General features: G+C 35.4%; 23 protein-coding genes. 15 read left to right on the forward strand and 8 right to left on the reverse strand.

Annotated features, from left to right (window positions below; genetic code table 11):
- Nucleotides 1-870 carry a YihY/virulence factor BrkB family protein gene (locus tag ACVWY7_RS17525; RefSeq protein WP_001226530.1) on the forward strand — a complete coding sequence of 290 codons (870 nt, stop codon included), beginning with the start codon at nt 1-3 and terminating at the stop codon, nt 868-870.
- 186 nt (nt 871-1,056) lie between these two features.
- Here ACVWY7_RS17525 and ACVWY7_RS17530 read toward each other — a convergent pair whose 3' ends face one another.
- The gene (locus ACVWY7_RS17530; RefSeq protein WP_456523878.1) at nt 1,057-2,982 is read right to left on the reverse strand and encodes a heavy metal translocating P-type ATPase; all 1,926 of its coding nucleotides are present in this window, start codon (nt 2,980-2,982) and stop codon (nt 1,057-1,059) included.
- Between the two features lie 270 nt (nt 2,983-3,252).
- Here ACVWY7_RS17530 and ACVWY7_RS17535 point away from each other — a divergent pair, with 270 nt between their 5' ends.
- The 3 genes from ACVWY7_RS17535 to lepB all read left to right on the forward strand — a co-directional run bounded on the left by ACVWY7_RS17535 (nt 3,253) and on the right by lepB (nt 5,786).
- Nucleotides 3,253-4,203: a DMT family transporter gene (locus ACVWY7_RS17535; RefSeq protein WP_000845723.1), complete on the forward strand. Its 951-nt coding sequence runs from the start codon at nt 3,253-3,255 to the stop codon at nt 4,201-4,203.
- A gap of 123 nt (nt 4,204-4,326) precedes the next feature.
- Complete coding sequence (locus ACVWY7_RS17540; protein WP_001051042.1) at nt 4,327-5,007, forward strand: lysoplasmalogenase; 681 nt, start codon at nt 4,327-4,329, stop codon at nt 5,005-5,007.
- Between the two features lie 242 nt (nt 5,008-5,249).
- Nucleotides 5,250-5,786, forward strand: a complete 537-nt coding sequence (lepB, locus tag ACVWY7_RS17545; RefSeq protein ID WP_456523879.1) for a signal peptidase I — start codon at nt 5,250-5,252, stop codon at nt 5,784-5,786.
- 43 nt (nt 5,787-5,829) lie between these two features.
- Here lepB and ACVWY7_RS17550 read toward each other — a convergent pair whose 3' ends face one another.
- Entirely contained in the window at nt 5,830-8,592 is a 2,763-nt protein-coding gene (locus ACVWY7_RS17550) for a tetratricopeptide repeat protein (protein WP_105989383.1), read from the reverse strand.
- A 474-nt stretch (nt 8,593-9,066) separates the two neighbouring features.
- Here ACVWY7_RS17550 and ACVWY7_RS17555 point away from each other — a divergent pair, with 474 nt between their 5' ends.
- The gene (locus ACVWY7_RS17555; RefSeq protein ID WP_000434861.1) at nt 9,067-9,663 is read left to right on the forward strand and encodes a DedA family protein; all 597 of its coding nucleotides are present in this window, start codon (nt 9,067-9,069) and stop codon (nt 9,661-9,663) included.
- Between the two features lie 8 nt (nt 9,664-9,671).
- Here the strand turns inward: ACVWY7_RS17555 and ACVWY7_RS17560 are convergent, their stop codons facing one another.
- The 3 genes from ACVWY7_RS17560 to ACVWY7_RS17570 all read right to left on the reverse strand — a co-directional run bounded on the left by ACVWY7_RS17560 (nt 9,672) and on the right by ACVWY7_RS17570 (nt 10,924).
- A complete protein-coding gene (locus ACVWY7_RS17560; protein ID WP_000100299.1) occupies nt 9,672-10,100 on the reverse strand; it encodes an EamA family transporter in 429 nt (142 codons plus the stop codon).
- Between the two features lie 106 nt (nt 10,101-10,206).
- The gene (locus ACVWY7_RS17565; RefSeq protein ID WP_000817786.1) at nt 10,207-10,353 is read right to left on the reverse strand and encodes a BH0509 family protein; all 147 of its coding nucleotides are present in this window, start codon (nt 10,351-10,353) and stop codon (nt 10,207-10,209) included.
- 154 nt (nt 10,354-10,507) lie between these two features.
- Nucleotides 10,508-10,924 carry a pyridoxamine 5'-phosphate oxidase family protein gene (locus tag ACVWY7_RS17570; RefSeq protein WP_000550210.1) on the reverse strand — a complete coding sequence of 139 codons (417 nt, stop codon included), beginning with the start codon at nt 10,922-10,924 and terminating at the stop codon, nt 10,508-10,510.
- Nucleotides 10,925-11,103: 179 nt separating this feature from the next.
- On the opposite strand from ACVWY7_RS17570, the gene cax reads away from it, so the two are divergent.
- Together cax and ACVWY7_RS17580 are read left to right on the forward strand one after the other, a co-directional pair.
- Nucleotides 11,104-12,159: a calcium/proton exchanger gene (gene cax, locus ACVWY7_RS17575; RefSeq protein WP_000482146.1), complete on the forward strand. Its 1,056-nt coding sequence runs from the start codon at nt 11,104-11,106 to the stop codon at nt 12,157-12,159.
- Nucleotides 12,160-12,240: 81 nt separating this feature from the next.
- On the forward strand, nt 12,241-13,038 hold the full coding sequence (locus tag ACVWY7_RS17580) for a YfkD famly protein (RefSeq protein ID WP_002080269.1): 798 nt from the start codon (nt 12,241-12,243) through the stop codon (nt 13,036-13,038).
- Between the two features lie 34 nt (nt 13,039-13,072).
- Here the strand turns inward: ACVWY7_RS17580 and yfkAB are convergent, their stop codons facing one another.
- Nucleotides 13,073-14,200 carry a radical SAM/CxCxxxxC motif protein YfkAB gene (yfkAB, locus tag ACVWY7_RS17585; protein ID WP_000156009.1) on the reverse strand — a complete coding sequence of 376 codons (1,128 nt, stop codon included), beginning with the start codon at nt 14,198-14,200 and terminating at the stop codon, nt 13,073-13,075.
- 213 nt (nt 14,201-14,413) lie between these two features.
- Here yfkAB and ACVWY7_RS17590 point away from each other — a divergent pair, with 213 nt between their 5' ends.
- From ACVWY7_RS17590 to truA, 6 genes are all read left to right on the forward strand, one after another.
- Nucleotides 14,414-14,596: an SE1561 family protein gene (locus tag ACVWY7_RS17590; protein ID WP_000513558.1), complete on the forward strand. Its 183-nt coding sequence runs from the start codon at nt 14,414-14,416 to the stop codon at nt 14,594-14,596.
- Nucleotides 14,597-14,802: 206 nt separating this feature from the next.
- Nucleotides 14,803-16,323, forward strand: coding sequence for a class I fumarate hydratase (fumA, locus tag ACVWY7_RS17595; protein ID WP_000413509.1), 1,521 nt, complete (start codon nt 14,803-14,805; stop codon nt 16,321-16,323).
- Nucleotides 16,324-16,449: 126 nt separating this feature from the next.
- Nucleotides 16,450-17,232 (forward strand): delta-lactam-biosynthetic de-N-acetylase, encoded by a 783-nt coding sequence (pdaA, locus tag ACVWY7_RS17600; RefSeq protein WP_456523880.1) that lies wholly within the window; start codon nt 16,450-16,452, stop codon nt 17,230-17,232.
- 59 nt (nt 17,233-17,291) lie between these two features.
- Complete coding sequence (locus tag ACVWY7_RS17605; protein WP_000269437.1) at nt 17,292-18,155, forward strand: DNA-3-methyladenine glycosylase family protein; 864 nt, start codon at nt 17,292-17,294, stop codon at nt 18,153-18,155.
- A gap of 10 nt (nt 18,156-18,165) precedes the next feature.
- The gene (gene rlmD / locus ACVWY7_RS17610; protein ID WP_000615206.1) at nt 18,166-19,545 is read left to right on the forward strand and encodes a 23S rRNA (uracil(1939)-C(5))-methyltransferase RlmD; all 1,380 of its coding nucleotides are present in this window, start codon (nt 18,166-18,168) and stop codon (nt 19,543-19,545) included.
- Between the two features lie 56 nt (nt 19,546-19,601).
- Nucleotides 19,602-20,339: a tRNA pseudouridine(38-40) synthase TruA gene (gene truA, locus ACVWY7_RS17615; RefSeq protein ID WP_105989384.1), complete on the forward strand. Its 738-nt coding sequence runs from the start codon at nt 19,602-19,604 to the stop codon at nt 20,337-20,339.
- A 53-nt stretch (nt 20,340-20,392) separates the two neighbouring features.
- On the opposite strand, the gene ACVWY7_RS17620 is transcribed toward truA, so the two are convergent.
- Nucleotides 20,393-20,596 (reverse strand): hypothetical protein, encoded by a 204-nt coding sequence (locus ACVWY7_RS17620; protein ID WP_000063924.1) that lies wholly within the window; start codon nt 20,594-20,596, stop codon nt 20,393-20,395.
- 199 nt (nt 20,597-20,795) lie between these two features.
- On the opposite strand from ACVWY7_RS17620, the gene ACVWY7_RS17625 reads away from it, so the two are divergent.
- The gene (locus ACVWY7_RS17625) at nt 20,796-22,070 is read left to right on the forward strand and encodes an acetylornithine deacetylase (protein WP_078985495.1); all 1,275 of its coding nucleotides are present in this window, start codon (nt 20,796-20,798) and stop codon (nt 22,068-22,070) included.
- A gap of 99 nt (nt 22,071-22,169) precedes the next feature.
- Here the strand turns inward: ACVWY7_RS17625 and ACVWY7_RS17630 are convergent, their stop codons facing one another.
- Nucleotides 22,170-22,823, reverse strand: coding sequence for a helix-turn-helix domain-containing protein (locus tag ACVWY7_RS17630; RefSeq protein ID WP_001123717.1), 654 nt, complete (start codon nt 22,821-22,823; stop codon nt 22,170-22,172).
- A 129-nt stretch (nt 22,824-22,952) separates the two neighbouring features.
- Between ACVWY7_RS17630 and ytaF the strand changes: the two genes are divergently transcribed.
- Complete coding sequence (ytaF, locus tag ACVWY7_RS17635; RefSeq protein WP_000100719.1) at nt 22,953-23,564, forward strand: sporulation membrane protein YtaF; 612 nt, start codon at nt 22,953-22,955, stop codon at nt 23,562-23,564.
- Nucleotides 23,565-23,670 lie beyond the last annotated feature (106 nt).

Raw genomic sequence — 23,670 nt, forward strand, 5'->3', positions numbered from 1 at the left:
ATGAGAAAAATTTTAGAAAAGGTAAGAAGAAATCGTACGTATTCGTTTGGTAAAGATTTGTATGACCGGACGATGCGCGATGATGTAGCGGGCTTGGCAGCACAGCTCGCTTATTTCTTCTTGCTTGCGATTTTTCCTGGGCTTGTTTTCTTAATTACGCTTCTTGGATTCATTGACCTTCAAACAGAAAGTGTGCTCAATTTATTAGAACCGTACGTACCCGAAGATGCAATGTCCTTAATTGAAGTAAACGTGGATAAAGTTGTAAATGAGCAAAATGGTGGTTTATTATCATTTGGTTTATTGTCAATGTTATGGTTTGCTTCAAATGGGGTAAATGCGGTTATGAATGCTTTTAACCGTGCGTATGATGTAACAGAAACGCGTTCTTTTATTAAAACGAGAGCTTTATCAATTGTATTTACATTAGCGATTATTTTTATGATTGTGTTTGCGCTAATTGTTCCAGTGTTTGGACAAGTCATTGGAGCAGCGGTATTTAAAGCAATTGGTTTATCGGATAGTTTTTCATACGTGTGGAGCATTACAAGGTTAGTAGCGAGTTTCTTCGTACTATTTGCGTTGTTTAGTTTTTTATATACATTTGCACCAGATCGAAAGTTAAAAAGAAGAGAAGTCATTTCAGGAGCAACATTTGCTACTGTAGGATGGATTGTGGTATCGTACTCATTTGCTTATTATGTAGATAAGTTTGCAAATTACGCGAATACATATGGTGGTCTCGGTGGTATCATTATTTTAATGTTATGGTTTTATTTAACTGGATGGGTAATTTTACTTGGCGGCGAAATTAATGGTTTACTCCATCATTATAGGACGGGTGACAATAATTCCCGTAATGAAAAGTGACTTCTTGTTCCATAATAATAAGGAACAGGGGGGATAGTTCATGAGTAATAATAAAAAGAATCACAACAATAAAAATAACAATAAACAAAAGAGCAGTTCGCATCCAAAGCATAAAACGAGTGGTAGTGCGAACGGACATAATAGCTACCATTAAAAAAAAAGCGGGTCCTTTATGAGGGACCCGTTTTAATTGTTTCCTTTTAATAATCGTAACCCGTTTAAAATAACAAGAATCGTACTTCCTTCATGCCCAATAACACCGAATGGAAGAGCTAAAAATTGCAAGAAGTTGGAACAAATTAGCATTGCAATTACAGCTAGTGAAAAGATTACGTTTTGCTTTACAATACGGTTCATTCGTTTTGATAAACGGATTGCTTGGGAAAGGCGATATAATTCGTTCTTCATAAGTACAACGTCTGCAGTTTCTAAAGCTACGTCTGTTCCTTCACCCATTGCTACACCAATGCTAGCAGTAGCGAGTGCAGGGGCATCATTTATACCATCTCCGACCATTGCTACTGTCCCGTATTTTTCTTTTAGCTTTTTAATCGTTTCCACTTTTGTTTCTGGTAAGCATGATGCGTAATATTCCTTTATATTACTTTCAGAGGCAATTGCTTTTGCTGTTTCTTCATTATCACCAGTAATCATAATTGCTTCGACACCGATGCTTTGTAATTCGCGAATCGCAGCTATCGTTTCTTGGCGAAGTGTATCTTTTAAAGCGATAAGTCCAAGGATGCCATCCTCGTCACTAATATAAACGACAGTTTTACCTTCTTTTTCAAGGGAAGCAGAAATACCATTATGAAATGTCTTTGTTTCTTCACCGATAAAATCAGCTTTACCTATTTTATAAGCTTTGTTTTCGAATGTTCCTTTTAGCCCAAAACCAGTTACATCTTCAACGTTTTCTGGTTTTTTTAATGTAATGTCATACGCATGTTGTGCATACTTCACAATAGATTCAGCTAAAGGATGTGTAGAGTGACTTTCAATTGCTGCTGTAATAGAAAGTACTTCTTTTTCTGTCATATTTTCTCGAACATATACATCTGTTACGGTAGGTTTACCTTCTGTTAATGTCCCTGTTTTATCAAAGGCAATTGCTTTTACTGAAGCGAGGCGCTCTAAATGTATGCCACCTTTAAAGAGAATTCCATTTCTTGCTCCGTTAGAAATTGCAGATAATGTTGCTGGTGTAATGGCAGCAACGAGTGCACAAGGAGATGCGACTACAAGTAAGATCATAGCGCGATAAAACGTTTCATTCCAGCTCCAATCCAGTAAGAAATGAGGGACGAACATCATAAGCGCAACAACGAGTAGTACACCTTTTACATATGTGCCTTCAAACTTTTCGATGAATAGTTGTGATGGTGATTTTTCACTTTGTGCACTTTGAACGAGACGGATAATCTTTTGGAATAATGTTTGATCACTTGGCTTCGTAATTTTAACTTCGATAGCACCACGTAAATTTACAGTACCAGCAAATACTTCATCGCCATGTTTTTTCTCATTTGGAATAGGTTCACCAGTAATCGCTGCCTCATCGATATTTGTTTCACCGTTATGAATCGTACCGTCAGCGGGAACGCGCTCACCTGGCTTAATTAAAATAATGTCGTTAATTTGTAATCGTCCAACAGGAATACGTTCTTCCGTTCCATTTGAAATACGTAATGCTTCTTCAGGTTGTAAATCAAGAAGGGCTGAAATTTCTTTTTGGCTTTTACTTAATGTATAAGATTCCATTGCACCGCTTAGTGCGAAGATAAAGATTAAAATGGCACCTTCTGCCCAATAGCCGATAATTGCAGCACCGATAGCAGCAAAGAGCATGAGCATTTCGACATTTAGCTCTTTCTCTTCAATTGTATCTTCAATACCTTCTTTCGCTTTTGCATATCCACCAACTATATAAGCAAGGATATAGCAAGTAATGCCTACATTCATTGCATCGTTCTTTGTGAATAACCAACCAGCTAAAATGAAAATACCAGATGCGATTGCAAATATAAGTTCATGATGTTTCTTTAATGTATCCCATAAAGAGGGATGAGAAATAGACTTTTGTACTTGTAATGTTTTTACTTCTGAGTTCATTACTACTCGCTCCTTCCAAATTCTTATTGAGAAAAAGAATCAAAATCGAAACCCCTATAAAACGACGAAAGCTGCCATCCATAATGGATAGCAGCATTTCTGTTGAATCTGATTTTAATAGTTATTATGTTGTAATTATTCTATAGTATAGCATATGTTTTCGTTAGATGGTATGTTTTTGTTTGCGTATAAACTGAAAACTTGTGTTTTCACACTTCCTTTGGTATATATGAATATTGTTCATAAAAAGATCGGAAAGGAAGACAACAAGTGAAGACAGAGAAATTTTTTACCCATCCGATTGGCGTACTAATTGCTGCAATAGTAGCGACTTTTTTATGGGGGAGCGCATTCCCTTTTATTAAATTAAGTTATGCTGAACTTGGAATTCAGCCACAAGAAGTTGGAGAGCAAATATTATTTGCTGGTTATCGTTTCTTTTTATCTGGAGTCATGCTCTTATTATTCTTTAAAGTGTTAGGAAAAGATATGAGCTTCAAAAAAGGAACGGGTAAGCAGTTAGTACAAATTGGTTTATTTCAAACATTTCTTCAATATATATGTTTTTATATTGGAATGAGTTATAGTTCTGGTATTGAAGGAGCTATCATTTCAGGAACATCATCATTCTTTCAAATTTTACTTGCTCACTTTTTATATAAAGATGATGCTCTCAATATGAGGAAAATAATTGGAGTTTCTATCGGCTTTTGTGGTGTTGTTTTGGTAAATGTACCGAGTGATGTTAGTTTGTCATTCCATTTCGGAATCGGTAGCTTATTACTTCTTAGTGCAGCAATGCTATATTCATATGGGAACATATTGGCGAAAGAAGGTAGTAAAACGTTAGATGTCGGCTATATGACAGCATACCAAATGATTTTTGGTTCTATCGGACTATTATGTATAGGTGCTTTGCAAGTTGGAATTATGCCTTTTACATTTAGTGTACATGCAATATTTATGCTGATCTACTTATCTTTCTTATCTGCAGCAGGATTTTGCATTTGGAATACAATTATGAAGTATAACAAGGTTGGAAAAGTATCCATGTACATGTTCTTTATACCCGTATTTGGTGTGTTATTATCGAGCATGATTTTAGGCGAAGCAATTCATTCATTTGTACTATTCGGTTTAGCATGTGTAGCCGCGGGAATTATCGTGGTGAATCGGACGCCAGCTAAGCAAAAAATAGAGCAAGAAAAACAAGTAGCATAGATAATGGGAAAACGATTACAATGGAAGAACAGTACTGTTCTTCTATTTTTTTTTTAGAAAAAGGATAATAGACTAGGTGTCACGAAAAAAGATACAAAAAGTATTTATTGAGGAGAACATATTATGAATCTACTTTACATGGTGTTAATTGCACAAATCATTCTTTTTCTAATTGGTGCAATGTACGCAATAGGGCAGACGAAAAAAACAAGAAATAATATGCCGTTACCTTTAGCGGTGCGTCTTATTCTTAGTTTTTCTTTAACAGCAAGTGCAATTTGGATATGGTTACAAGATCCATCAGTAGCGTATAGTACGTGGGTTGCACTAGGTATGACGTTATCAACTGTAGGAGATTTATTTATGGCAGGTTTGATTCCAATTGGTCACAGGTTAATTGGAGGGATGATTACTTTCGCTCTTGCTCATTGTTTTTATGTAAAAGCATTTTTGCAAACGGGCATTTCATGGAATGGTTTTTGGATTGGTTTACTCGTATACGGGCTCTTTCTCATTATAGGATGGTTCTTCTTTATCCGAAATGAGAAACAAGATAAATTATTTACGATAGGAGCGCTAATTTACGGATTGTGGGTTGGAGGAATGGCTTGCTTTGCATTCGCCTTATACTATGAGAATACAGGAATATGGTGGATACCAGCTTTTGGTGGTTTACTATTTGTAATTTCTGATTTTATTATTGGCGTGACAGATATTGGAGGGCGCAAATTAAAGTATGAACCACTTTGGATTTGGTTTACATATGTAGCGGCTCAAATGTGTATTGTATATGTGGGAATATAAAAAGATACTCTCCAAATAGTAGATAGACTATTTGGAGAGTATCTTTTTTACTATTTTGCTTCAACCAAATTTTACTGTCTATAAATAGTGAGGTAAATATAAAATATGGTATATAAAAATAAGGATTTTATGAGGATGTTATTTTAAAGTTTTTAATATTTTAATTTTACAATTCAGAATTTTATAGAAATTAAGTAGTTGAAGTCTTTATAATAAAAGTAAAAAGATGATGAGATGGTGGAATGATGCAAAAGAAAAAACGTTGGCGTGAATTCTTTGGAACAATTGCAATTGCATGTTTGTTGGTGTTTTTGGCAAAAATTTTCGTGTTTTTTCCTACGACTGTAAAAGGAGCGTCCATGAAGCCAACGTTACAAGATGGGGATAAGGTAATTGTGAATAAGTTGGCAAAGCAATTTGAAAGTTATGGAAGAGAAGATATTATTGTTGTGAAGACGGATAACTTTTATGTAAAAAGGGTTATTGGTTTGCCTGGCGATGTCATTGAGGTGAGAAATGATCAATTATATGTGAATCATGAAGTAATAGAGGAAGCGTATTTGCAAAGTAATAAAAAACAAGCTGAAAAGAAACTTATGAATTTAACAGAAGACTTTGGACCGATTACAGTTCCTAAAAATAAGATTTTTGTTATGGGAGATAATCGCTTAATAAGCAGAGATAGTAGAAATGGTTTAGGACTCATTGATGAGGCTGATGTATTAGGAGAATTAGCGGCAATTTATTATCCATTTGAACATATGGAAATAATAAATTAAAGTAAAAAAACCAAGCAAATTTCAGTTTGCTTGGTTTTTTCTGTTAAATCGTAGGAGACTCATTAAATTCATAGACGTCTTCATTGTTTTTGTGCGTACTTAAAATGAATTTGTGCTGCAATAGTTGCAGTTTAAAGAATGCTAACGGATCGTGATAAGTTTCTGGGTTGCTTCTTAACGTTGCTAATGTTTGCTCGTCTTCCTGTATTTCAAGTTGAGCGGCTTCTACATTTTGTTTCAATATGCTAAGTGGATCTTTAAAGAACATCATGATATCTCGTTCTAATGCGCCTTCAAATACTTCAAATTGAAGGAAGAATTGTTTTGAGATTGTTTGAGCAATTTCCGTATAGTCTTCCGTTTCAATGTATTGTTTATATTTGTTTGCAAGCATAGATTGATTTTTTTGCATGTTACCAAATAGTTTTCCTGCACTCTTTAAGAAAAATTGTGTCGGTGTAAAACGTAATAAAATATTGATATTCGATACTGTAATTCTATTGGTCATGCGTACAACATCTCGATGCCAATCATCTAGTAATTTGAAATCGCAAGGAAGTTTCATGCGTTCTTCTTTATATAATTTATTAAACGTTTCACTCATTTCATCTAAATAAGATTGAGCTTGAATAAATTCATTATGCGCTGTTTCAATCCACTCTTGAATAAACCCAGTAAATTTAGGGAGAAGCACTTGCTGTACATGTTTTTGAATTCGTTCGTTCATCGCAGTATTTAATTCTTCATGAACTAATTTGAAATCACTATCTTCTTGAACAAGGTCAGAGCAACTCTGTAATAATTCAGGAATTTGAGAATGGATATCTCGTGTGATTTCTTCTTTCGTTAAAAGATAAGATTCTGTAATAGAACGAATTTTATCTTTTTCAAGAGCGGTAAGATTGTTAATAAATCCATTTAGTTTTACTGAGATATGTTTATTCCAGCGTACTGATTTCACTAATGTATTTTCTAATTCCACACGTTCATTTACAAGGTATGCGATTGTCTTTTGAGTAAACCATATTAGTTTTTTTATACGTTCTTGTTCTATATCGCGTGTTGCTAGATTAGAAAGAATAGACTCTGTCACGTCCCCAAGTTGCTGGCTACTCTCTTGTGAAGGAGAGTATGGGAAGAATTGTGCATTTGGGAAATGGACTTTAATCTTACTCATTAGTTTTTCATTCTTGTCCGCACTATTTGTGTGTAGTACGAAATGAATTTGTAAGTTTGGTACTTGTTCACGTAAATAAAGTAATGTATCAAGCTCTTCACCGTGTAACGATGAAGCAGAATTTAATACGTAAATAAGGCTATCTGCCGCTTGTAAGTATTCAAAATATGAGCTGTTTTTATCCACTTGTCCTTGAACAGATGGCGTAACAAGGAATGAAAACTTATTTTTTCTTAAAAATCTACTTGGTAATTTAATTTCTATACATTTATTCTCAAGTTCTGACTGGTCAGATGTAGCCATTATTTGATGGAATTCATCAAAGTTCGGTATATTGTGTACATCTAACGCAGTAAATTCTGTTATTTCAGTTTGGCTATCATCTTTAAATAGAATAGGAGTTGTTATAGTCTCAGTTAAGATGTTCTCTCCTAATATTGAATTGACGAATGATAATTTATCGTGGTCACTAGTTCCCGCTATTAGTAATTGTGTAACATTTAAATCACATAGTTCATGAACGAGTAACGTAAATTGATGACTTAAATCCACATCATTTTTTTCAGCCCATACAGCAATTGTTTCGAATAAATGAGAAACAGTTTCCATATTTACATTTGTTTCAGCTGTTGAATTAGAAAGTAGGGCTCCCGCACTTTTTACGAGTAAGGACTCTAAAGTTGTAGGTGAAACTTCATTCCACGCTAACACTGCAGCAGAGACAAATAGGGCGTCTTTTGCTTTCGTTAAACTAAACCAATTTGTTAATAAATCGGGTACAAGTCCCTGCATTTCATGCATGAAATGCTCACCAGTAATTAATTCAAAGTACGTATCTTGATAACGTTCAACAATTTCATGCCAATCGTCATTGTTGTCTGTTTCAATATGTAAGAATAAATGATTGATTGTTTCAATCCAAGGTAGATGCGATTTTTCATTTTGATAGCTGTTCCAAAGAGCAATAACAAGTTCCTTAAATTGGACTTGATCAATTGCATATAGAGCTTTTAAAGATTCATAGAAATATTCTGGTTTGATTTGTTTCGTAAATCCTTGATTTACATAATTGATTAAAGTATCGAACCAGTGTAATGATTTTGTTCGAATTCCTTCTTGAACGGCAAGTTCGATGGCGTTATTCCAATCTTTTTGTTTTTCATAGAATGAGCGAGCAATTGAAGTAATATTTGGATAGTCAGGTTGAAATGCAACAGCCTCACTAATCGTCTTAAAAGCTAGACCTAAACGATCTTGCTCGATATAAAGAGAAAGGAGTTGTAAGGAAACTTCCATTGTAAGAGTTGTATCTTCCGTTTGGATAGATTGATACATTTCTTCTGCTTTTGGTAAGAATCCTAGTTCAAAATAAGCATCTGCAATATTTTTGGTTGCCCAAAGTGCAAGCTCGTTATTTACTTTCTCCCATTTAAATATCGCTGCTTCAAAGTCTTTATTTTGGTAATACAATTCGCCTTGAGCAAAGCGGATATTAGAAATGTTGGAGAATTCATTTGTAGATTCATTTATATATGCTTCACCGAGTACTTCTGATACTGGAGTAGAAGTTTCTTCTGTTAAAAATGTTTTATAGTAAACCTTTTGGATAAATTGATTTTCAATGGTCATGTTCGTTCCCCCTGTATAATTTAGAAAAATGATGTTGTATGTAAAGGGTGCATGTTCTTTTAATAGGTAGAAGTTGCATTATATCGACCAAACTATGTTTTTGCTAGGTATATCATTTTTCCTGAGAGTTAAACCGTTGCGAAAAGTAACTTTCCTTTATTGTAACAAAAAAATAGGCATATGAATTTTTATTTTTTAATCCCGGTATTTGTAGATAGTAAGATTAGCACTTCAAAAAGAGGTGAATATAAGGGAAGGTGGCGGGAGTCTAGCGCACGATTGATGTGTACTAAAAATGAGCAAGGATGAACAAACCCTCACTGATTGATGGTTCAATTTCTTTCTGCTAAAGGAATGGATAGAAGTAGAGTTCATTATAAAAACAATGTATAGTGAATATGTATACCATGTTTGTCTGAAAGATAGAAAGGGCACAATGTGGAATAACGATCGTGCATAGGATGTGTCTTCCGAATGGAACAACATATTGGCGAGTTAATCGCACATTATGGGTATTTTGGAATTATTATAGCTTTGGCCGGTGGGATTGTTGGATTACCGATACCAGACGAGTTTTTATTGACCTTCGTTGGTTATAACGTTTCAAAAGGAGTTATGTCAGGAACTGCCGCTTTTTTAAGTGGGATGGCTGGTGCGATGTTAGGGATTACATTAAGCTACATATTAGGTTTAAAACTTGGACTCCCTGTTTTAAAAAAATATGGGCCGAAAATTAGAATTAAGGAACATCACATTGAAAAAACACATATTTTATTTGAAAAATATGGACCATTTCTTTTAATGATTGGTTACTTTATCCCAGGAGTACGTCATTTAACAGCATATTTTGCTGGGATGTCGAATTTAACACTTTGGCGTTTTTGTTTGTACGCTTACGGTGGTGCGCTTATTTGGATCAGTGTTTTTATTGGACTTGGCTGGAAGTTAGGAGAGAAGTGGCGTTTCGTTGAGTATAGTTTACATCATTATGGAATATGGATTATATCCATTTCAATAGTTGTTACATGTGTCGTATGGCTTTACATAAAGAAAAAGAAAAACCGCGAGTAGCGGTTTTTTTAGCTGAAGGCAATAAATAGTACACCAGCTGTAATAAAGACAACACCAATACCAGTCATAAAGTTTAACTTTTCGCCGAGTATAATCATAGCGAGAATGATAGAAAATACAACGCTTAGTTTATCGACAGGAGCCACTTGTGAAACTTTCCCTGTTTTGAGGGCAAGAAAATAAAATAGCCATGACGAAGCACCTGCAACACCACTTAATGTGATAAAGAGCAGTGCTTTTTTATTTAGCAGTACGTCGCCAATATTTTGAAATTTACCTTGTATAATAATAACGCCTACCATAAATAATGCCATAATAATAGAACGAACTGCCGTAGCGACATTGGCATCGATTCCATCTAAACCAATTTTACCGAAAATAGATACAAGAGCAGCAGCAATTGCTGATAATAGTGCGAATAAGAGCCATGAACTCATAGTAAAATTCCTCCAATCTTACATTATTATACATGAAAATCATTCTCATGTATTAATAACGAAATAATCCCCACCTTATATTTTTAATAAGGTGGGGATTATTATACTACTCTGCAATTTCCTCATATAAAAAGTACGTTACATTATAAATATGTTCTACTTCATCATCTGTCATAAATAATAATTCGTCACGCTCAATCCCTTTTTTCTTTTCGATAAACTCAATCATGTTTTTGCGTTCTTCTCTTTTCATCAATTTTATTTCTCCTCTCAATCTGTTTTAATACAGTTTATTTAAGTTACTTCTATTATATAACAGAATCTTTAGAAAGTTCCACCTATTTTATTGTTTTTTTTAGAAGAACTTTTCGACAAAACAAGCCCACCTAAAGGGGGCTTGTTTTATTTTATAGTCGTAAAAACTCGGGCTCAGTCGTACCGGCACCATCGATGTAATAAATTGTATCGGGATTGATTTTAATTAGTACATAATTGGGATCTTCAGGACCGAGTAACCAGCGTTTTAGGCTATTATTCCAAAACTTGTTTTTTAATGTGGAGTCTTCCTCGATGGAGGCTAAGCCTTCTACTTCAATATAATCTTCATCTAATTTTTTTCCTTCACGCCCAAGTAGTACATGTACATTTGGATTGTTTTCGATATCTGTTATCTTTTTGGATTGTCGATCTGTTGCAACATACAGTACAAAATCTTCGTGGAAAAACATCATAAAGGCACTGTGCGGCTTATCATTGCGTACAGTGGATAACACACCGGTTCTTTGTCCTTGAATAATTGTTGCGATTTTTTCTTTTAAGTGCATATTTTTTTCCCTCTTTTCTTAATTTACATTTCCTCTATTTAAACAAGATGATTTAAACATCTTTCATACTGTTTTCTTCAATTCAATTTTTTAAACGTAATTGTGATGAAATCGGACAAGTTAGGAGAAGAATAATAATAATATTGAGGAGAAATACATACGATGGAAGGATGGAAAGCATGTTTAATAAAATATTTCTTATAGTGGCGCTTATAGGTGTACCACTGTCTGTACTTGGGAAAACACTTCATTGGCCTCAAACAATTATGTTTGCTGTGTATTGTATTACGATTATCGCATTAGCGGGTTTTATGGGGAGAGCGACAGAAAGTTTGGCAATTGTATCTGGTCCTAGAATAGGTGGATTATTAAATGCTACTTTCGGTAATGCTGTTGAACTAATCATTTCAATTTTTGCACTTCAGGCAGGATTAATTGAGGTGGTATTAGCTTCTTTAACGGGTTCTGTACTTGGAAATTTATTATTAGTAGGAGGGCTCTCGTTCTTTGTGGGAGGGCTTAAATACAAAAGACAAAGTTTTAATGTGTATGATGCAAGGCATAATTCAGCTTTATTAATCTTTGCTGTAGTAGTAGCATTTGTTATTCCAGAGATTTTTTCAATGAAGATGGACGCTGGAAAGACGTATCAATTAAGTATTGGTGTCTCGATCATTATGATTATTATGTACCTTGCTGCATTGCTATTTAAGTTAGTTACGCACCGCGGTGTATATCAACATAAAAGTGATGAAGTAGCTCATGAAGAAGAACCAGAGTGGTCGAAAGGTAAAGCGCTACTCATTTTAGCGATAGCGACAATTGCGGTAGCTTATGTATCAGAGGCGCTCGTGCATACATTTGAGACGGTCGCAAAATCATTTGGTTGGTCAGAGTTATTTATAGGGGTTATTATCGTTGCGATTGTCGGAAATGCGGCGGAACATGCATCTGCAATTATTATGGCTTATAAAAATAAAGTAAATATTGCAGTAGAAATTGCAGTAGGTTCTACATTGCAAATTGCTATGTTTGTTGCGCCTGTATTAGTACTGCTTTCTATGTTCTTCGCGCAAAGGATGCCTTTAGTATTTACAATACCAGAACTTGTTTCTATGATTACAGCTGTTTTCTTAACGATTGCGATTTCAAATGATGGAGATACAAACTGGTTTGAAGGCGGCACTTTATTAGCAGCGTATGTCATTATGGGAATTGGTTTTTATTTATTATGAAAAATAGGCATAACAATTGTGCCCAGAGAAAACAATAAACGAAGTAGTATATATACCTTTACGTAGGAAGGAGCCAGACAGGTGAAACGAGTATACAGCATATGTCTTTCAACTATGGTCTCGTTTATTCTATTATTTCCTAACATGAGTTTTGCAAAGACAACGGTAGAAACAAAAATGCCTTCATCTGTTTTAAATATTTCTAAAGACAATACGTTTCCAAATGATGCGCAAGATTTGCCGCGCTTACAACCGAGTAAGTTTGCTCAAGAACTATTGAAAACAGCAAATATTAAAATTGAAAATCCGGACTTAATTCGAATGTTTAATGAAACGACAATTTCGAATGCGCCGCTTGCGGTAGGGTACCGAGCGAAGATTTATTTAGGTCAATGGGCTTTGCACTATGAATCGATTGATACATCGATTAATTGGGAATATAAACAAGTAAATCGCAATGTGTATGATAATCGAGGGGGAGATCGCCTATATCCGCTACGCTATAAGCAAGAAACGCAAAAGACGGTTGAAGGTGATTTAACAGCAGATATGAAAGATGCTACAGATGTGAAAAAAATGATGCTTCTCAAAGCACTTGAAAAAGTACAATTACCACTTTCATTTAAAACCACCATTGGTTATGGTACTGGACATGAGAGAGTGTATAATATTAGCCCGAGTCAACTCGGATATTTATACGCTTATACACCAGCGGTAAATGAAAAAGGAAAAGTGACATTTGGAGAAGTATACCTTGTATTAAAGGGAAATCAAAAAAGGCTTGTTGTAAAAAATATTACCTCTCAAGGAATTGGAGCGGCAATTCCAATTCATGATCATTTATTCTTTAAATTCATTTCTTCTTCTCACTCACAATAACATGAAAAACGTCAGCTTATAAGCTGACGTTTTTTTATAATGTAATGTTTGCCGTTTTTGATAAGAAATCTTCTGTCGGATAGTAGCTGTTTTTTACAAGAACATTCGGTCCAAGGCATTTTACTGCAGGACAGTGACAGCTTAATGATTTTGCTGTTTTTGAAGCACTCCATTTGTCATAAGCTTCTTGTAATGTGTTTGTTTGTATGTTTCCTAGAAGGGGAACGTCACCGAAATCAGTTACGATAATATTTCCATCGAAAATATTTACATTTAAACGAGAACGGCCATCTGGATCATTACGAACTGTTACGTTTTTGCTTTTTTGTAATTTCTTAAATGTGGCAATGTCTCGTTCGTCATCGCTACAAGCATAGAAAGGTAAAGTTCCAAATAACATCCATACATTTTCATCGCGAATTTCTAGTAAATGCTCAATTGCATCACGAATTTCAGCTTTTGTTAAAATTTCTAGATTGCTCGCGAAGTCACTTGGATACATTGGGTGAACCTCATGACGTTTACATCCCATTTCGTCAACGATTTGACGATGAATATGTTCAATGTGTGGTAGAGTTCGTTTATTCAGCATCGTTTCGGCAGATACAAGTACACCTGCATCTGATAGAGCCTTACTATTTGTAATCATGCGTTCAAATAATTTAGCACGTTGTTCATACGTAGGTTTACGCTCCATCATTGCAAATCCACCTTCAACGAAATCGTCAATTGTTCCCCAGTTATGAGATATATGCAATACGTCTAAGTAAGGAATAATTTGTTCGTAACGTGCTAAATCTATAGTTAAGTTTGAGTTGATTTGAGTGCGAACACCTCGTTCATGGGCATATTTTAAGAGTGGTGTTACATAGTTGTCGACGGATTTTTTTGAAAGCATAGGTTCTCCGCCAGTAATACTTAAAGAACGTAAATGAGGAATCTCATCTAATCGTTTTAATAAAAGATCCATCGGAAGCGGATTCGGGTCTTTCGGCTGTAACGTGTAACCAACAGCGCAATGCTCACAGCGCATATTGCATAACGTCGTCGTTGTAAACTCAACATTTGTTAATAGTAGTTTGCCGTACTCTTCAAGGTCCATATACGCTTCCCATGGATCGTAAGAAGGAGTAATCGGCTTCATTTTTTGTGATATCGTCATATGAAATACTCCTTTGACTATTGAAATAACAATTTGTCCATTCTCTATAATAGAAGAATATGTGCTTTTTATAAAGCGAAACTTTTTAGAGGAAAAAGAGAGAGGGCTTACATTATAGTGAATAACCGTGACAAAATTGATGAAATTACATACCCATTGTAATCATTTTTGCGGTATAATAAAAGCAACTCGAATTAAAAGGAGAGTGCCTTCATGGGAAAAGCAATTCAAGATAAAGATACACAATTAGTATATTTAAAAGAACGTTTAAATATGTTCATTGAAGTAATTGATACAATTGAACCTGAAGAAGTAGAGTTAGAAGATGTAGATCGTCTACTTGCGATGTTAGATGAATTAGAATTAAAATGTGAGCAATTTAAAAAAGACGAATAATATATTAAAAAGGCTGCCAATTCCAATTTGGTAGCCTTTTTCTGTGCGGATAATAGAAGGACGATAGAAAAAGAGGTATAATCAAGTTGTGAAAAATTTCATTTATGCTTTAATAGCGTGAAACAAATAAAAAGCGAAAGAGCATAACGATGGAATTTTCAGCTCATAACGTTTTGGTAGCGTTCACAATTGAGGGGGAAGTAACAATGGAAAAGCTTCAAGAAAGCATGTATCAACTAATTGTTGAAACGTCAACGAACTTACCGAAAGATGTTCGTCGTGCGATTCAACAAGCGAAAGAGCGAGAAAATGCAGGGACTCGTTCTGCGATGGCACTTGGCACAATTACAAATAATATTAAAATGGCTGATGATAACATCTCGCCAATCTGCCAAGATACAGGGATGCCAACGTTTAAAATTTATACACCAGTTGGTGTGAATCAATTAAAGTTGAAGGAAGCTATCTATAATGCGCTTGAGCGGGCGACAAAAGATGGTAAACTTCGTCCAAATTCTGTTGATTCTCTTTTTGGAGACAATAGTGGAAATAATTTAGGACCAGGTACACCGGTTATTAAGTTTGAACAATGGGAAAAAGATTATATTGATGCACGTTTAATTCTAAAGGGTGGTGGCTGTGAGAATAAAAATATTCAGTATAGCTTACCATGTGAATTAGAAGGACTTGGACGTGCAGGCCGTGATTTAGAAGGGATTCGTAAATGCCTTCTTCACGCAGTATATCAAGCACAAGGTCAAGGATGTAGTGCAGGTGTAATTGGTGTTGGTATCGGGGGAGACCGCACATCAGGTTACGAATTAGCAAAAAATCAATTATTCCGTACATTAGATGATGTTAATCCAATTCCAGAATTACAAAAACTTGAAGAATATGTCTTAGAAAATGCGAATAAGCTTGGCATTGGTACGATGGGATTTGGCGGAGAAACAACTTTACTTGGCTGTAAAATTGGCGTGTATAATCGTCTGCCGGCTAGCTTCTACGTATCTGTGGCGTATAATTGCTGGGCATATCGCCGCCTTGGCGTAACAATCCATCCTGAAACAGGAGAAATTATGGATTGGCTATATCAAGAAGGTGACGATACACTGGAGCAAGAGGCGCAAGAAAAAACAGAGCAACGTGAGATTGTATTACAAGCACCAATTACAGAAGAGCAAATTCGTGAACTTCGCGTTGGTGATGTTGTAACAATTAATGGCATGATGTATACAGGTCGTGACGCAATCCATAAGCATTTAATGGATAATGATTGTCCAGTAGATTTAAATGGACAAGTTATTTATCACTGTGGTCCAGTTGTCGTGAAAGATGAAAAGGACAATTGGCAAATTAAAGCGGCAGGTCCAACGACAAGTATTCGTGAAGAACCGTACCAAGGTGATATTATGAAGAAATTCGGTATTCGCGCTGTCATTGGAAAAGGCGGTATGGGTGCGAAAACATTAGCGGCTTTAGAAGAACACGGCGGTGTATATTTAAACGCAATCGGTGGTGCAGCGCAATATTATGCTGAATGTATTAAAGAAGTGAAAGATGTTGATTTCTTACAATTTGGTATTCCAGAGGCAATGTGGCACTTACGTATTGAAGGGTTTAAAGCAGTTGTAACGATGGATTCTCATGGTAATAGCTTACATGCAGATGTTGATAAAACATCACTTGAAAAATTAGCGAGCTTTAAAGAGCCAGTATTTAAGTAAACAAAAATGCATCTCGAATGATTCGAGATGCATTTTTTTGGTATATATAGAAAAACATGTTCAGCATGAAAGAATGTGCGGTAACAAAAACTACAAGTACGATTATATATGGAAAGGAGACTATTTATGAAACATAAATGGTTATATATCGGTCTCATTTTTTCAATTATGATGGCACTTGTTCCAGTTTCTGCACTAGCTTATACAAATACTCCACATAACTGGGGAATCCCGCGCCCTAAAAATGAAACAGTACCAGACGCAGGAAAGCTATATACAGATTTACTACAAAAAAATGGTGGGTTTTATTTAGGAGATACGAAGAAAAAGGATATTTATTTAACATTTGATAATGGATATGAGAATGGATACACAGGGAAAATCTTAGATGTATTAAAAGAGAAAAAAGTACCGGCAACTTTCTTTGTAACGGGGCATTACATTAAAACACAAAAAGATTTGTTATTAAGAATGAAGAATGAAGGACATATTATTGGAAACCATTCGTGGAGTCATCCTGATTTCACAGCGGTAAATGATGAGAAACTTCGTGAAGAATTAACGAGTGTAACGGAAAAAATTAAAAAAGTAACTGGGCAAAAAGAAGTGAAATATGTACGTCCTCCGCGCGGCGTATTTAGTGAAAGAACGTTAGCTCTTACGAAAGAAATGGGCTACTATAATGTATTTTGGTCACTTGCATTTTTAGATTGGAAAGTGGATGAGCAAAGAGGATGGCAATATGCGCATAATAATGTTATGACGATGATTCATCCAGGATCTATTTTATTACTTCATGCAATATCAAAAGATAATGCAGAAGCACTTGCAAAAATCATTGATGATTTGCGCGAGAAAGGGTATCATTTTAAAAGTCTAGATGACTTAGTAAAAAGCAATCAACCGTAAGCATGTATGCTTGCGGTTTTCTCATGCTATAATGATGTGTAAAAAGGATGGGGAAACGTATGTGGAGCGAACATGTTACGTTAGAGTATCCGTATCATTTTGAAGAAGTATTAAAACGTTTATCTTTTGATCCTCTTAACGTCATTCAATTAGATGAGAAAGTTATTTATGTCCCGCTTTGTATAGACGAGGAACAGATTGTTGTTCGCCTGCAAGGGATTGGTACTGTTCAAAATCCACAGTTTTGGATTTCTAGTCAGACAGGAGATCCAGAGAAAGTTATGAAACGAATGAGGGCCATTTTTCATTGGAATGAACCGTTTCAAGATATACAAAATCATTTTTTAAACACATCATTGCGTCCACTATTTGAAACATATGCTTATACTCCAATTATTTTAGAATTTGATTATTTTGCTTGTCTTCTTCGCTGTATCATTCATCAACAAATAAATTTGAAATTTGCTACTGTGTTAACAGAACAGTTTGTGAAACGATATGGAACAGAGAAGAACGGTGTATTCTTTTTCCCCACTCCAGAAATAGTAGCAAATATTTCAATAGAGGAATTGAGAGAGCAGAAGTTTAGTCAGCGAAAAGCTGAATATATAGTAGGATTAGGTCAAAGTATTGCCAGCGGTACATTAAATTTAGCGAGTATAGAAACCAGGGCGGAAGAAGAGGTTTCAGCACGATTGTTACCAATTAGGGGGATTGGTACATGGACAGTGCAAAATTTTTTAATGTTTGGGCTTGGACGGAAAAATATGTTTCCGAAAGCGGACATTGGGATTCAGCGTGCAGTACAAGGTGTATTTCAATTAGATGATAAACCTGATGATGCATTTTTAGAAAAAGTGAAACAAGAGTGTGAACCATACTGCAGTTATGCAGCGTTATATTTATGGAAAAGTATAGAGTAGAGGTGTAATAATGATACAAAAGCAACATGAGAGTAAGTTGGAAGTTGGTCAAACATTTCCTGTGACAATTAAGCGTCTTGGGATTAACGGAGAAGGCGTTGGTTATTTTAAGAGACAAGTTGTTTTCATTCCAGGGGCATTACCAGGAGAAGAAGTTGTTGCTGAAACAACGAAAATTCAGCGTGGCTTCGCAGAAGCGAAAGTGAAAAAAGTTCGTAAAGCTTCACCGCATCGTGTGAAAGCACCGTGTCCAGTATATGAGGAGTGTGGCGGTTGCCAATTGCAACATTTAGATTATAAAGAACAATTGAATCAAAAGCGTGATATCGTTGTACAAGCATTTGAGAAGTACATGAAAAACAGTATGGAAGAGAAAATTCGTCCAACGCTTGGCATGGAAAATCCATGGCATTATCGTAATAAGAGTCAATTACAAGTGGGGCGTAAAGACGAAAAGGTTATTACAGGGCTGTATAAACAAAACTCACATCAGTTAATTGATATTGCTCATTGTATGATTCAACATAAAGCAACGAATGAAGCGACAAAAGTTGTAAGACGTATTTTAGAAAAATTAAATGTTTCTATTTACAATGAGAAAAAACAAAAAGGTTTAGTACGTACAATTGTGACACGTACTGCAGTTCAAACAGGGGAAGTACAAGTTACACTTATTACAACAAAAGAAGAGTTGCCAAATAAAGAGCAATTTATTGCAGAAGTACAAAAACAGATGCCAGCTGTTAAATCAATTATGCAAAATGTAAACTGGCGTAAAACATCGGTTATTTTCGGTGATAAAACATTTAAATTAGCTGGAAAAGAAGTAATTCAAGAAACATTGGGTGATTTATCATTTGAATTATCAGCACGTGCATTCTTCCAGTTGAATCCAGAACAAACGGTTGTTTTATACAATGAAGCGAAAAAAGCGGCTGCTTTAACAGGCAATGAAAAAATTGTAGATGCATATTGTGGTGTTGGTACAATCGGTCTTTGGCTTGCAAATGATGCAGCGGAAGTACGTGGTATGGATGTAATTCCAGAAGCAATTGCAGATGCAAGAAAAAATGCGAAGCGTCACGGATTTACAAATACGAAATATGAAGCAGGTAAAGCTGAACAATGGCTACCTAAATGGGTAAAAGAAGGATGGCGTCCAGATGTAATTGTTGTCGATCCACCACGTACAGGTTGCGACGATAAATTACTGGAAACAATTTTAAAAGTGAAGCCAAAACAAGTTGTTTACGTATCTTGTAACCCTTCTTCATTAGCACGTGATGTACAAGCGTTAATGAAGAGCTATGAAGTGGAATATGTACAACCAGTTGATATGTTCCCGCACACAGCTCATGTAGAAAATGTAGTGAAGCTTGTTAGAAAGTAAAGTTTATTCATATTCCCTCATGATATGAGGGAATATTTTCTGTGAAGGAGAATAAGATGAACAATTATAAATTAACAATTCAGTACGACGGTGCACGTTTTAAAGGGTGGCAACGTCTCGGCAATAACGATAATACGATTCAAGGGAAAATCGAAAGTGTCATATCTGAAATGATCGGAAAAGAAACTGAAATTATCGGTTGCAGTAGAACAGACGCTGGTGTACATGCTTTGAATCAAGTTGCTAACTTTCAAAGTGATGAGAAGTTAGTAGAACATAAAGTGAAAAAATATTTGAATCAATATTTGCCAAATGATATTAGCATTACGAATGTAGAAGAAGTACATGATCGCTTCCATGCTCGTTACAATTCTAAAGCAAAAACATATCTGTATAAAATTTGGAATGAAGAGCATACGAATCCATTTATGCGTAAATACAGCATGCATGTGAATAAAAAATTAAATGTGAAAAGCATGAAAGAAGCTGCGAAACATTTAGTTGGTTCACATGACTTTACTGCTTTTTCAAATGCGAAATCAAAGAAAAAGTCTATGGTACGAGAAGTATATTCACTTGAAGTAATGGAAGAGGCAGGATTTGTACAAATTAGAGTAAGTGGCAACGGATTTCTTCATAACATGGTACGAAAAATTGTTGGAGCATTAATTGAAGTTGGATTAGGACAATTAGTTGCAGAGGCGATTCCACAAATTCTAGAGGCGAAACAACGTAATCAGATTAATTGCCTTGCTGAGGCGAGTGGTTTGTATTTGGAGAATGTTGAGTTTTAATAATCAGTAAAAAAAATCGAGCTGTGTAGGCTCGATTTTTTTATGTTTTGGCGTTAAGAAGATTTCTCTCTCTTCATACGTATCTTCAAATTCCAAAAAGCAGCAAGCATAATAGCTGCAAAGGAGCCGCTAATTGTTCCTAATAGTTTTGCGTAGGGAAAACTGCTCGTATCAGTATTAATGAATAACATCATACATAGAATGGCAGGGAAAAAGTATAAGTATTGTAATAGCTTTAATTTGTTATCATTACTCATATATATCGTTCCTTTCTAGTATGTTATATGTTTATTGTAGCATGTTTTACCAATTTATAACATCAAGAGAAAGGTTTGTTTTAAGGGAAGTAGAAAGTTTATAATATGTAGTAATTTGGAGACTGTAAAATTGTAAACAGTCTCTTTTTTTGTAAAAATAAAGCTGGAAACATACTACGTATGCAAAGGGGAATTAGCGATGAATCCAGAAGTTTCACAGCTATTAGAACAGATTGAACTACGAAAAGATGAGTTACTAGAGCTTACAAAAACTTTAATTCGTTTTGAAACACCAGCACCGCCGGCGAGAAATACAAATGAGGCACAACAATTTGTTGCAGATTTTCTAAGAAAAAGAAATTTTAGTGTTGATAAATGGGATGTATATCCGAATGATCCGAATGTTGTTGGGGTGAGAAAAGGGATAGAAAGTGACACACATAAAAGTCTTATTATTAATGGACATATGGATGTAGCTGAAGTGTCAACAGATGAGGCGTGGGAAACAAATCCGTTTGAGCCATTTATAAAAGATGGTTGGTTAGTTGGACGTGGTGCAGCTGATATGAAAGGGGGACTAGCTGGAGCGTTATTCGCTATTCAGCTTTTACAAGAAGCTGGCATTGAGTTACCTGGAGATTTAATCTTTCAATCCGTAATTGGGGAAGAAGTTGGAGAAGCTGGTACACTTCAATGCTGCAGGCGAGGTTATGATGCTGATTTTGCAGTCGTAGTGGATACGAGTGATTTACATATGCAAGGACAGGGCGGCGTAATTACTGGGTGGATTACTGTGAAAAGCCCCCAAACGTTTCATGATGCAACGCGCAGACAAATGATCCATGCTGGAGGACGTTTATTCGGAGCGAGTGCAATTGAAAAAATGTTGAAAATTGTAAAAAGTTTACAAGAATTAGAGCGGCATTGGGCAGTTATGAAAACATATGAAGGCTATCCATATGGAACGACAACAATTAATCCAGCTGTTATTGAGGGCGGACGACATGCAGCGTTTATTGCGGATGAGTGCCGTTTGTGGATAACAGTGCACTTTTATCCGAATGAAACACATGAACAAATAATAAAAGAAATTGAAGAGTATATCGGGAAAGTAGCAGCTGCTGACCCATGGTTAAGTGAAAATCCACCACAATTTAAGTGGGGCGGAGAATCAATGATTGTGGATCGTGGCGAAATTTTCCCTTCTTTAGAAATAGATAGTGAACATGCAGCTGTAAAAACGCTTAGCTCAGTACACGAATTAGTTCTTTCTAAACATGCAATTTTAGATATGTCTGCAACGGTAACGGATGGTGGTTGGTTTAGTGAATTTCATATTCCGGCTGTTATTTACGGACCAGGTACATTAGAAGAAGCTCATTCAATAAATGAGAAAGTTGAAGTAGAACAGTTAATTGAATTTACAAAAGTAATAACAGCATTTATATATGAATGGTGTCATACAAAAAAATAGATTAGTATGTTGAAATCGTACAGGTATGTATACTTGTACAATTTTTTAGTGAACTATTTCAGAGTTGAATAGAAACAACTGAAATAGTTCTTTATTTTTCTATGTCTTTCGTTTGAGTTCGATTAATTTCTCTTTTGCTAATTCAACAGCAATTGCATCATCTAAATAGCCAATTGGAAAGAGGTAGTCAGGAATAATATCTGTCGATAAAATGAAATACAGTAATGCGCCGCCAAGAACTGCACGCTCTTCTTTTGGAATCGTTTCATTGCAAAATTGTTGATACATATCCGTTAATTGTTCAATGAAAGGACCAGCACTATCAATTTGTTCTAACTTGCTTGCGAAACTTTCATGAATACGCTTTTCACCCTCTGTTGTTTGAGCATATCGTTCATAGTTTTCAAGTTCTTGTTTTACGCGGGTTGTTGTGTAGTCGAAATCGAATAAGTTAGAGGATTGCAGCGTTTGCTGAATTGTATCAAGAGATGTGTACATATCCGTCTTTTCTTTATTAATGTGAGGAGAATCCGGATACATTTCATCAAATAACAATTGGGGTGGGACTTGCAGACATTCTGCGAATTTTTGTAGGTGTTTTTGTTTTGGCGGTTGTTTACCATTCATAATTCTTGAGATTGTTGCGGGATCAATATTTGTAAGCATTCCGAGTTGGCGCATAGATAAGGCACGTTCTTTTAAAAGTTTTTTTATTAATCTACTAAGCCGCTCATTTGGATTTTCTTTAGGCATAGAGAAGGCACTCCTTTTTATTGTTGAAAAAATGTTGAGCATTTATTACATGTATATGAAACAGACAGGCACAGTTGCTCAACATTTTCATAAGATGCATTGAAAAGTGAGAAAAAGGGGTGGCTGTTTATGAGTACGGCAGGTCTATTTTCAATTTTTTTAATTGGGATTGCTTCTAATTTAGATAATGCAGGTGTTGGAATTGCATATGGCATTCGTAAAATCCGAATTTCGTGGTTCAACAATTTTATCATCGCATTTTTTGGGTTTTTATTTACTTTATTAGCTGGATTTTTTGGAAACTGGATTGCGTTATTTATTTCAGAGTTTACAGCAAACTTGATTGGAGCAATCGTTTTAGGGATAATTGGCGTGTTTATTTTGTGCCAGCCTTTCTTGGGGCAAAAAAATACCGTAGGCTCTAAAGATGGTAATGTACTGATGGGAATTTTACGTGATCCAGAAAAAGCAGATTTTGATGGTTCAAAAACAATTAGTTTTTCAGAAGCAATTGTTTTAGGGGTTGCGTTGTCTATTAATAATATTGCAGGTGGATTTGATGCTGGGGTAACAAACTTGAACCTGTGGCTTACAGCAACTATTTCTGGGGTGTTTAGTTTTATTTGTATTAGTGGTTTTGCGTATGTAGGGAAACGATTTTTAGCAGAGTACTTAGGGAAATGGGCAACAGTTATTGCAGGATTGTTATTAATTTTTATTGGGATCGATCAGTTGTTGTAAGGAGAGTAGAAAACAAGATTCGAGTATTTCCTTGGAAATACAGCAAGGGATTGCATATATCGACGTACTTTTCTCCATACTAATACGGATTTCTTTTAAGAAAGGG

Source organism: Bacillus sp. TE9106W (assembly GCF_054062215.1).

Coding starts and splice junctions, on each gene's coding strand:
- ACVWY7_RS17525 (WP_001226530.1), top strand. CDS start 1: ATGAGAAAAATTTTAGAAAAGGTAAGAAGAAATCGTACGTATTCGTTT.
- ACVWY7_RS17530 (WP_456523878.1), bottom strand. CDS start 2,982: ATGAACTCAGAAGTAAAAACATTACAAGTACAAAAGTCTATTTCTCAT.
- ACVWY7_RS17540 (WP_001051042.1), top strand. CDS start 4,327: ATGAATCTACTTTACATGGTGTTAATTGCACAAATCATTCTTTTTCTA.
- lepB (WP_456523879.1), top strand. CDS start 5,250: ATGATGCAAAAGAAAAAACGTTGGCGTGAATTCTTTGGAACAATTGCA.
- ACVWY7_RS17550 (WP_105989383.1), bottom strand. CDS start 8,592: ATGACCATTGAAAATCAATTTATCCAAAAGGTTTACTATAAAACATTT.
- ACVWY7_RS17555 (WP_000434861.1), top strand. CDS start 9,067: ATGGAACAACATATTGGCGAGTTAATCGCACATTATGGGTATTTTGGA.
- ACVWY7_RS17560 (WP_000100299.1), bottom strand. CDS start 10,100: ATGAGTTCATGGCTCTTATTCGCACTATTATCAGCAATTGCTGCTGCT.
- ACVWY7_RS17565 (WP_000817786.1), bottom strand. CDS start 10,353: ATGAAAAGAGAAGAACGCAAAAACATGATTGAGTTTATCGAAAAGAAA.
- ACVWY7_RS17570 (WP_000550210.1), bottom strand. CDS start 10,924: ATGCACTTAAAAGAAAAAATCGCAACAATTATTCAAGGACAAAGAACC.
- cax (WP_000482146.1), top strand. CDS start 11,104: ATGTTTAATAAAATATTTCTTATAGTGGCGCTTATAGGTGTACCACTG.
- yfkAB (WP_000156009.1), bottom strand. CDS start 14,200: ATGACGATATCACAAAAAATGAAGCCGATTACTCCTTCTTACGATCCA.
- ACVWY7_RS17590 (WP_000513558.1), top strand. CDS start 14,414: ATGGGAAAAGCAATTCAAGATAAAGATACACAATTAGTATATTTAAAA.
- fumA (WP_000413509.1), top strand. CDS start 14,803: ATGGAAAAGCTTCAAGAAAGCATGTATCAACTAATTGTTGAAACGTCA.
- pdaA (WP_456523880.1), top strand. CDS start 16,450: ATGAAACATAAATGGTTATATATCGGTCTCATTTTTTCAATTATGATG.
- ACVWY7_RS17605 (WP_000269437.1), top strand. CDS start 17,292: ATGTGGAGCGAACATGTTACGTTAGAGTATCCGTATCATTTTGAAGAA.
- rlmD (WP_000615206.1), top strand. CDS start 18,166: ATGATACAAAAGCAACATGAGAGTAAGTTGGAAGTTGGTCAAACATTT.
- truA (WP_105989384.1), top strand. CDS start 19,602: ATGAACAATTATAAATTAACAATTCAGTACGACGGTGCACGTTTTAAA.
- ACVWY7_RS17620 (WP_000063924.1), bottom strand. CDS start 20,596: ATGAGTAATGATAACAAATTAAAGCTATTACAATACTTATACTTTTTC.
- ACVWY7_RS17625 (WP_078985495.1), top strand. CDS start 20,796: ATGAATCCAGAAGTTTCACAGCTATTAGAACAGATTGAACTACGAAAA.
- ACVWY7_RS17630 (WP_001123717.1), bottom strand. CDS start 22,823: ATGCCTAAAGAAAATCCAAATGAGCGGCTTAGTAGATTAATAAAAAAA.
- ytaF (WP_000100719.1), top strand. CDS start 22,953: ATGAGTACGGCAGGTCTATTTTCAATTTTTTTAATTGGGATTGCTTCT.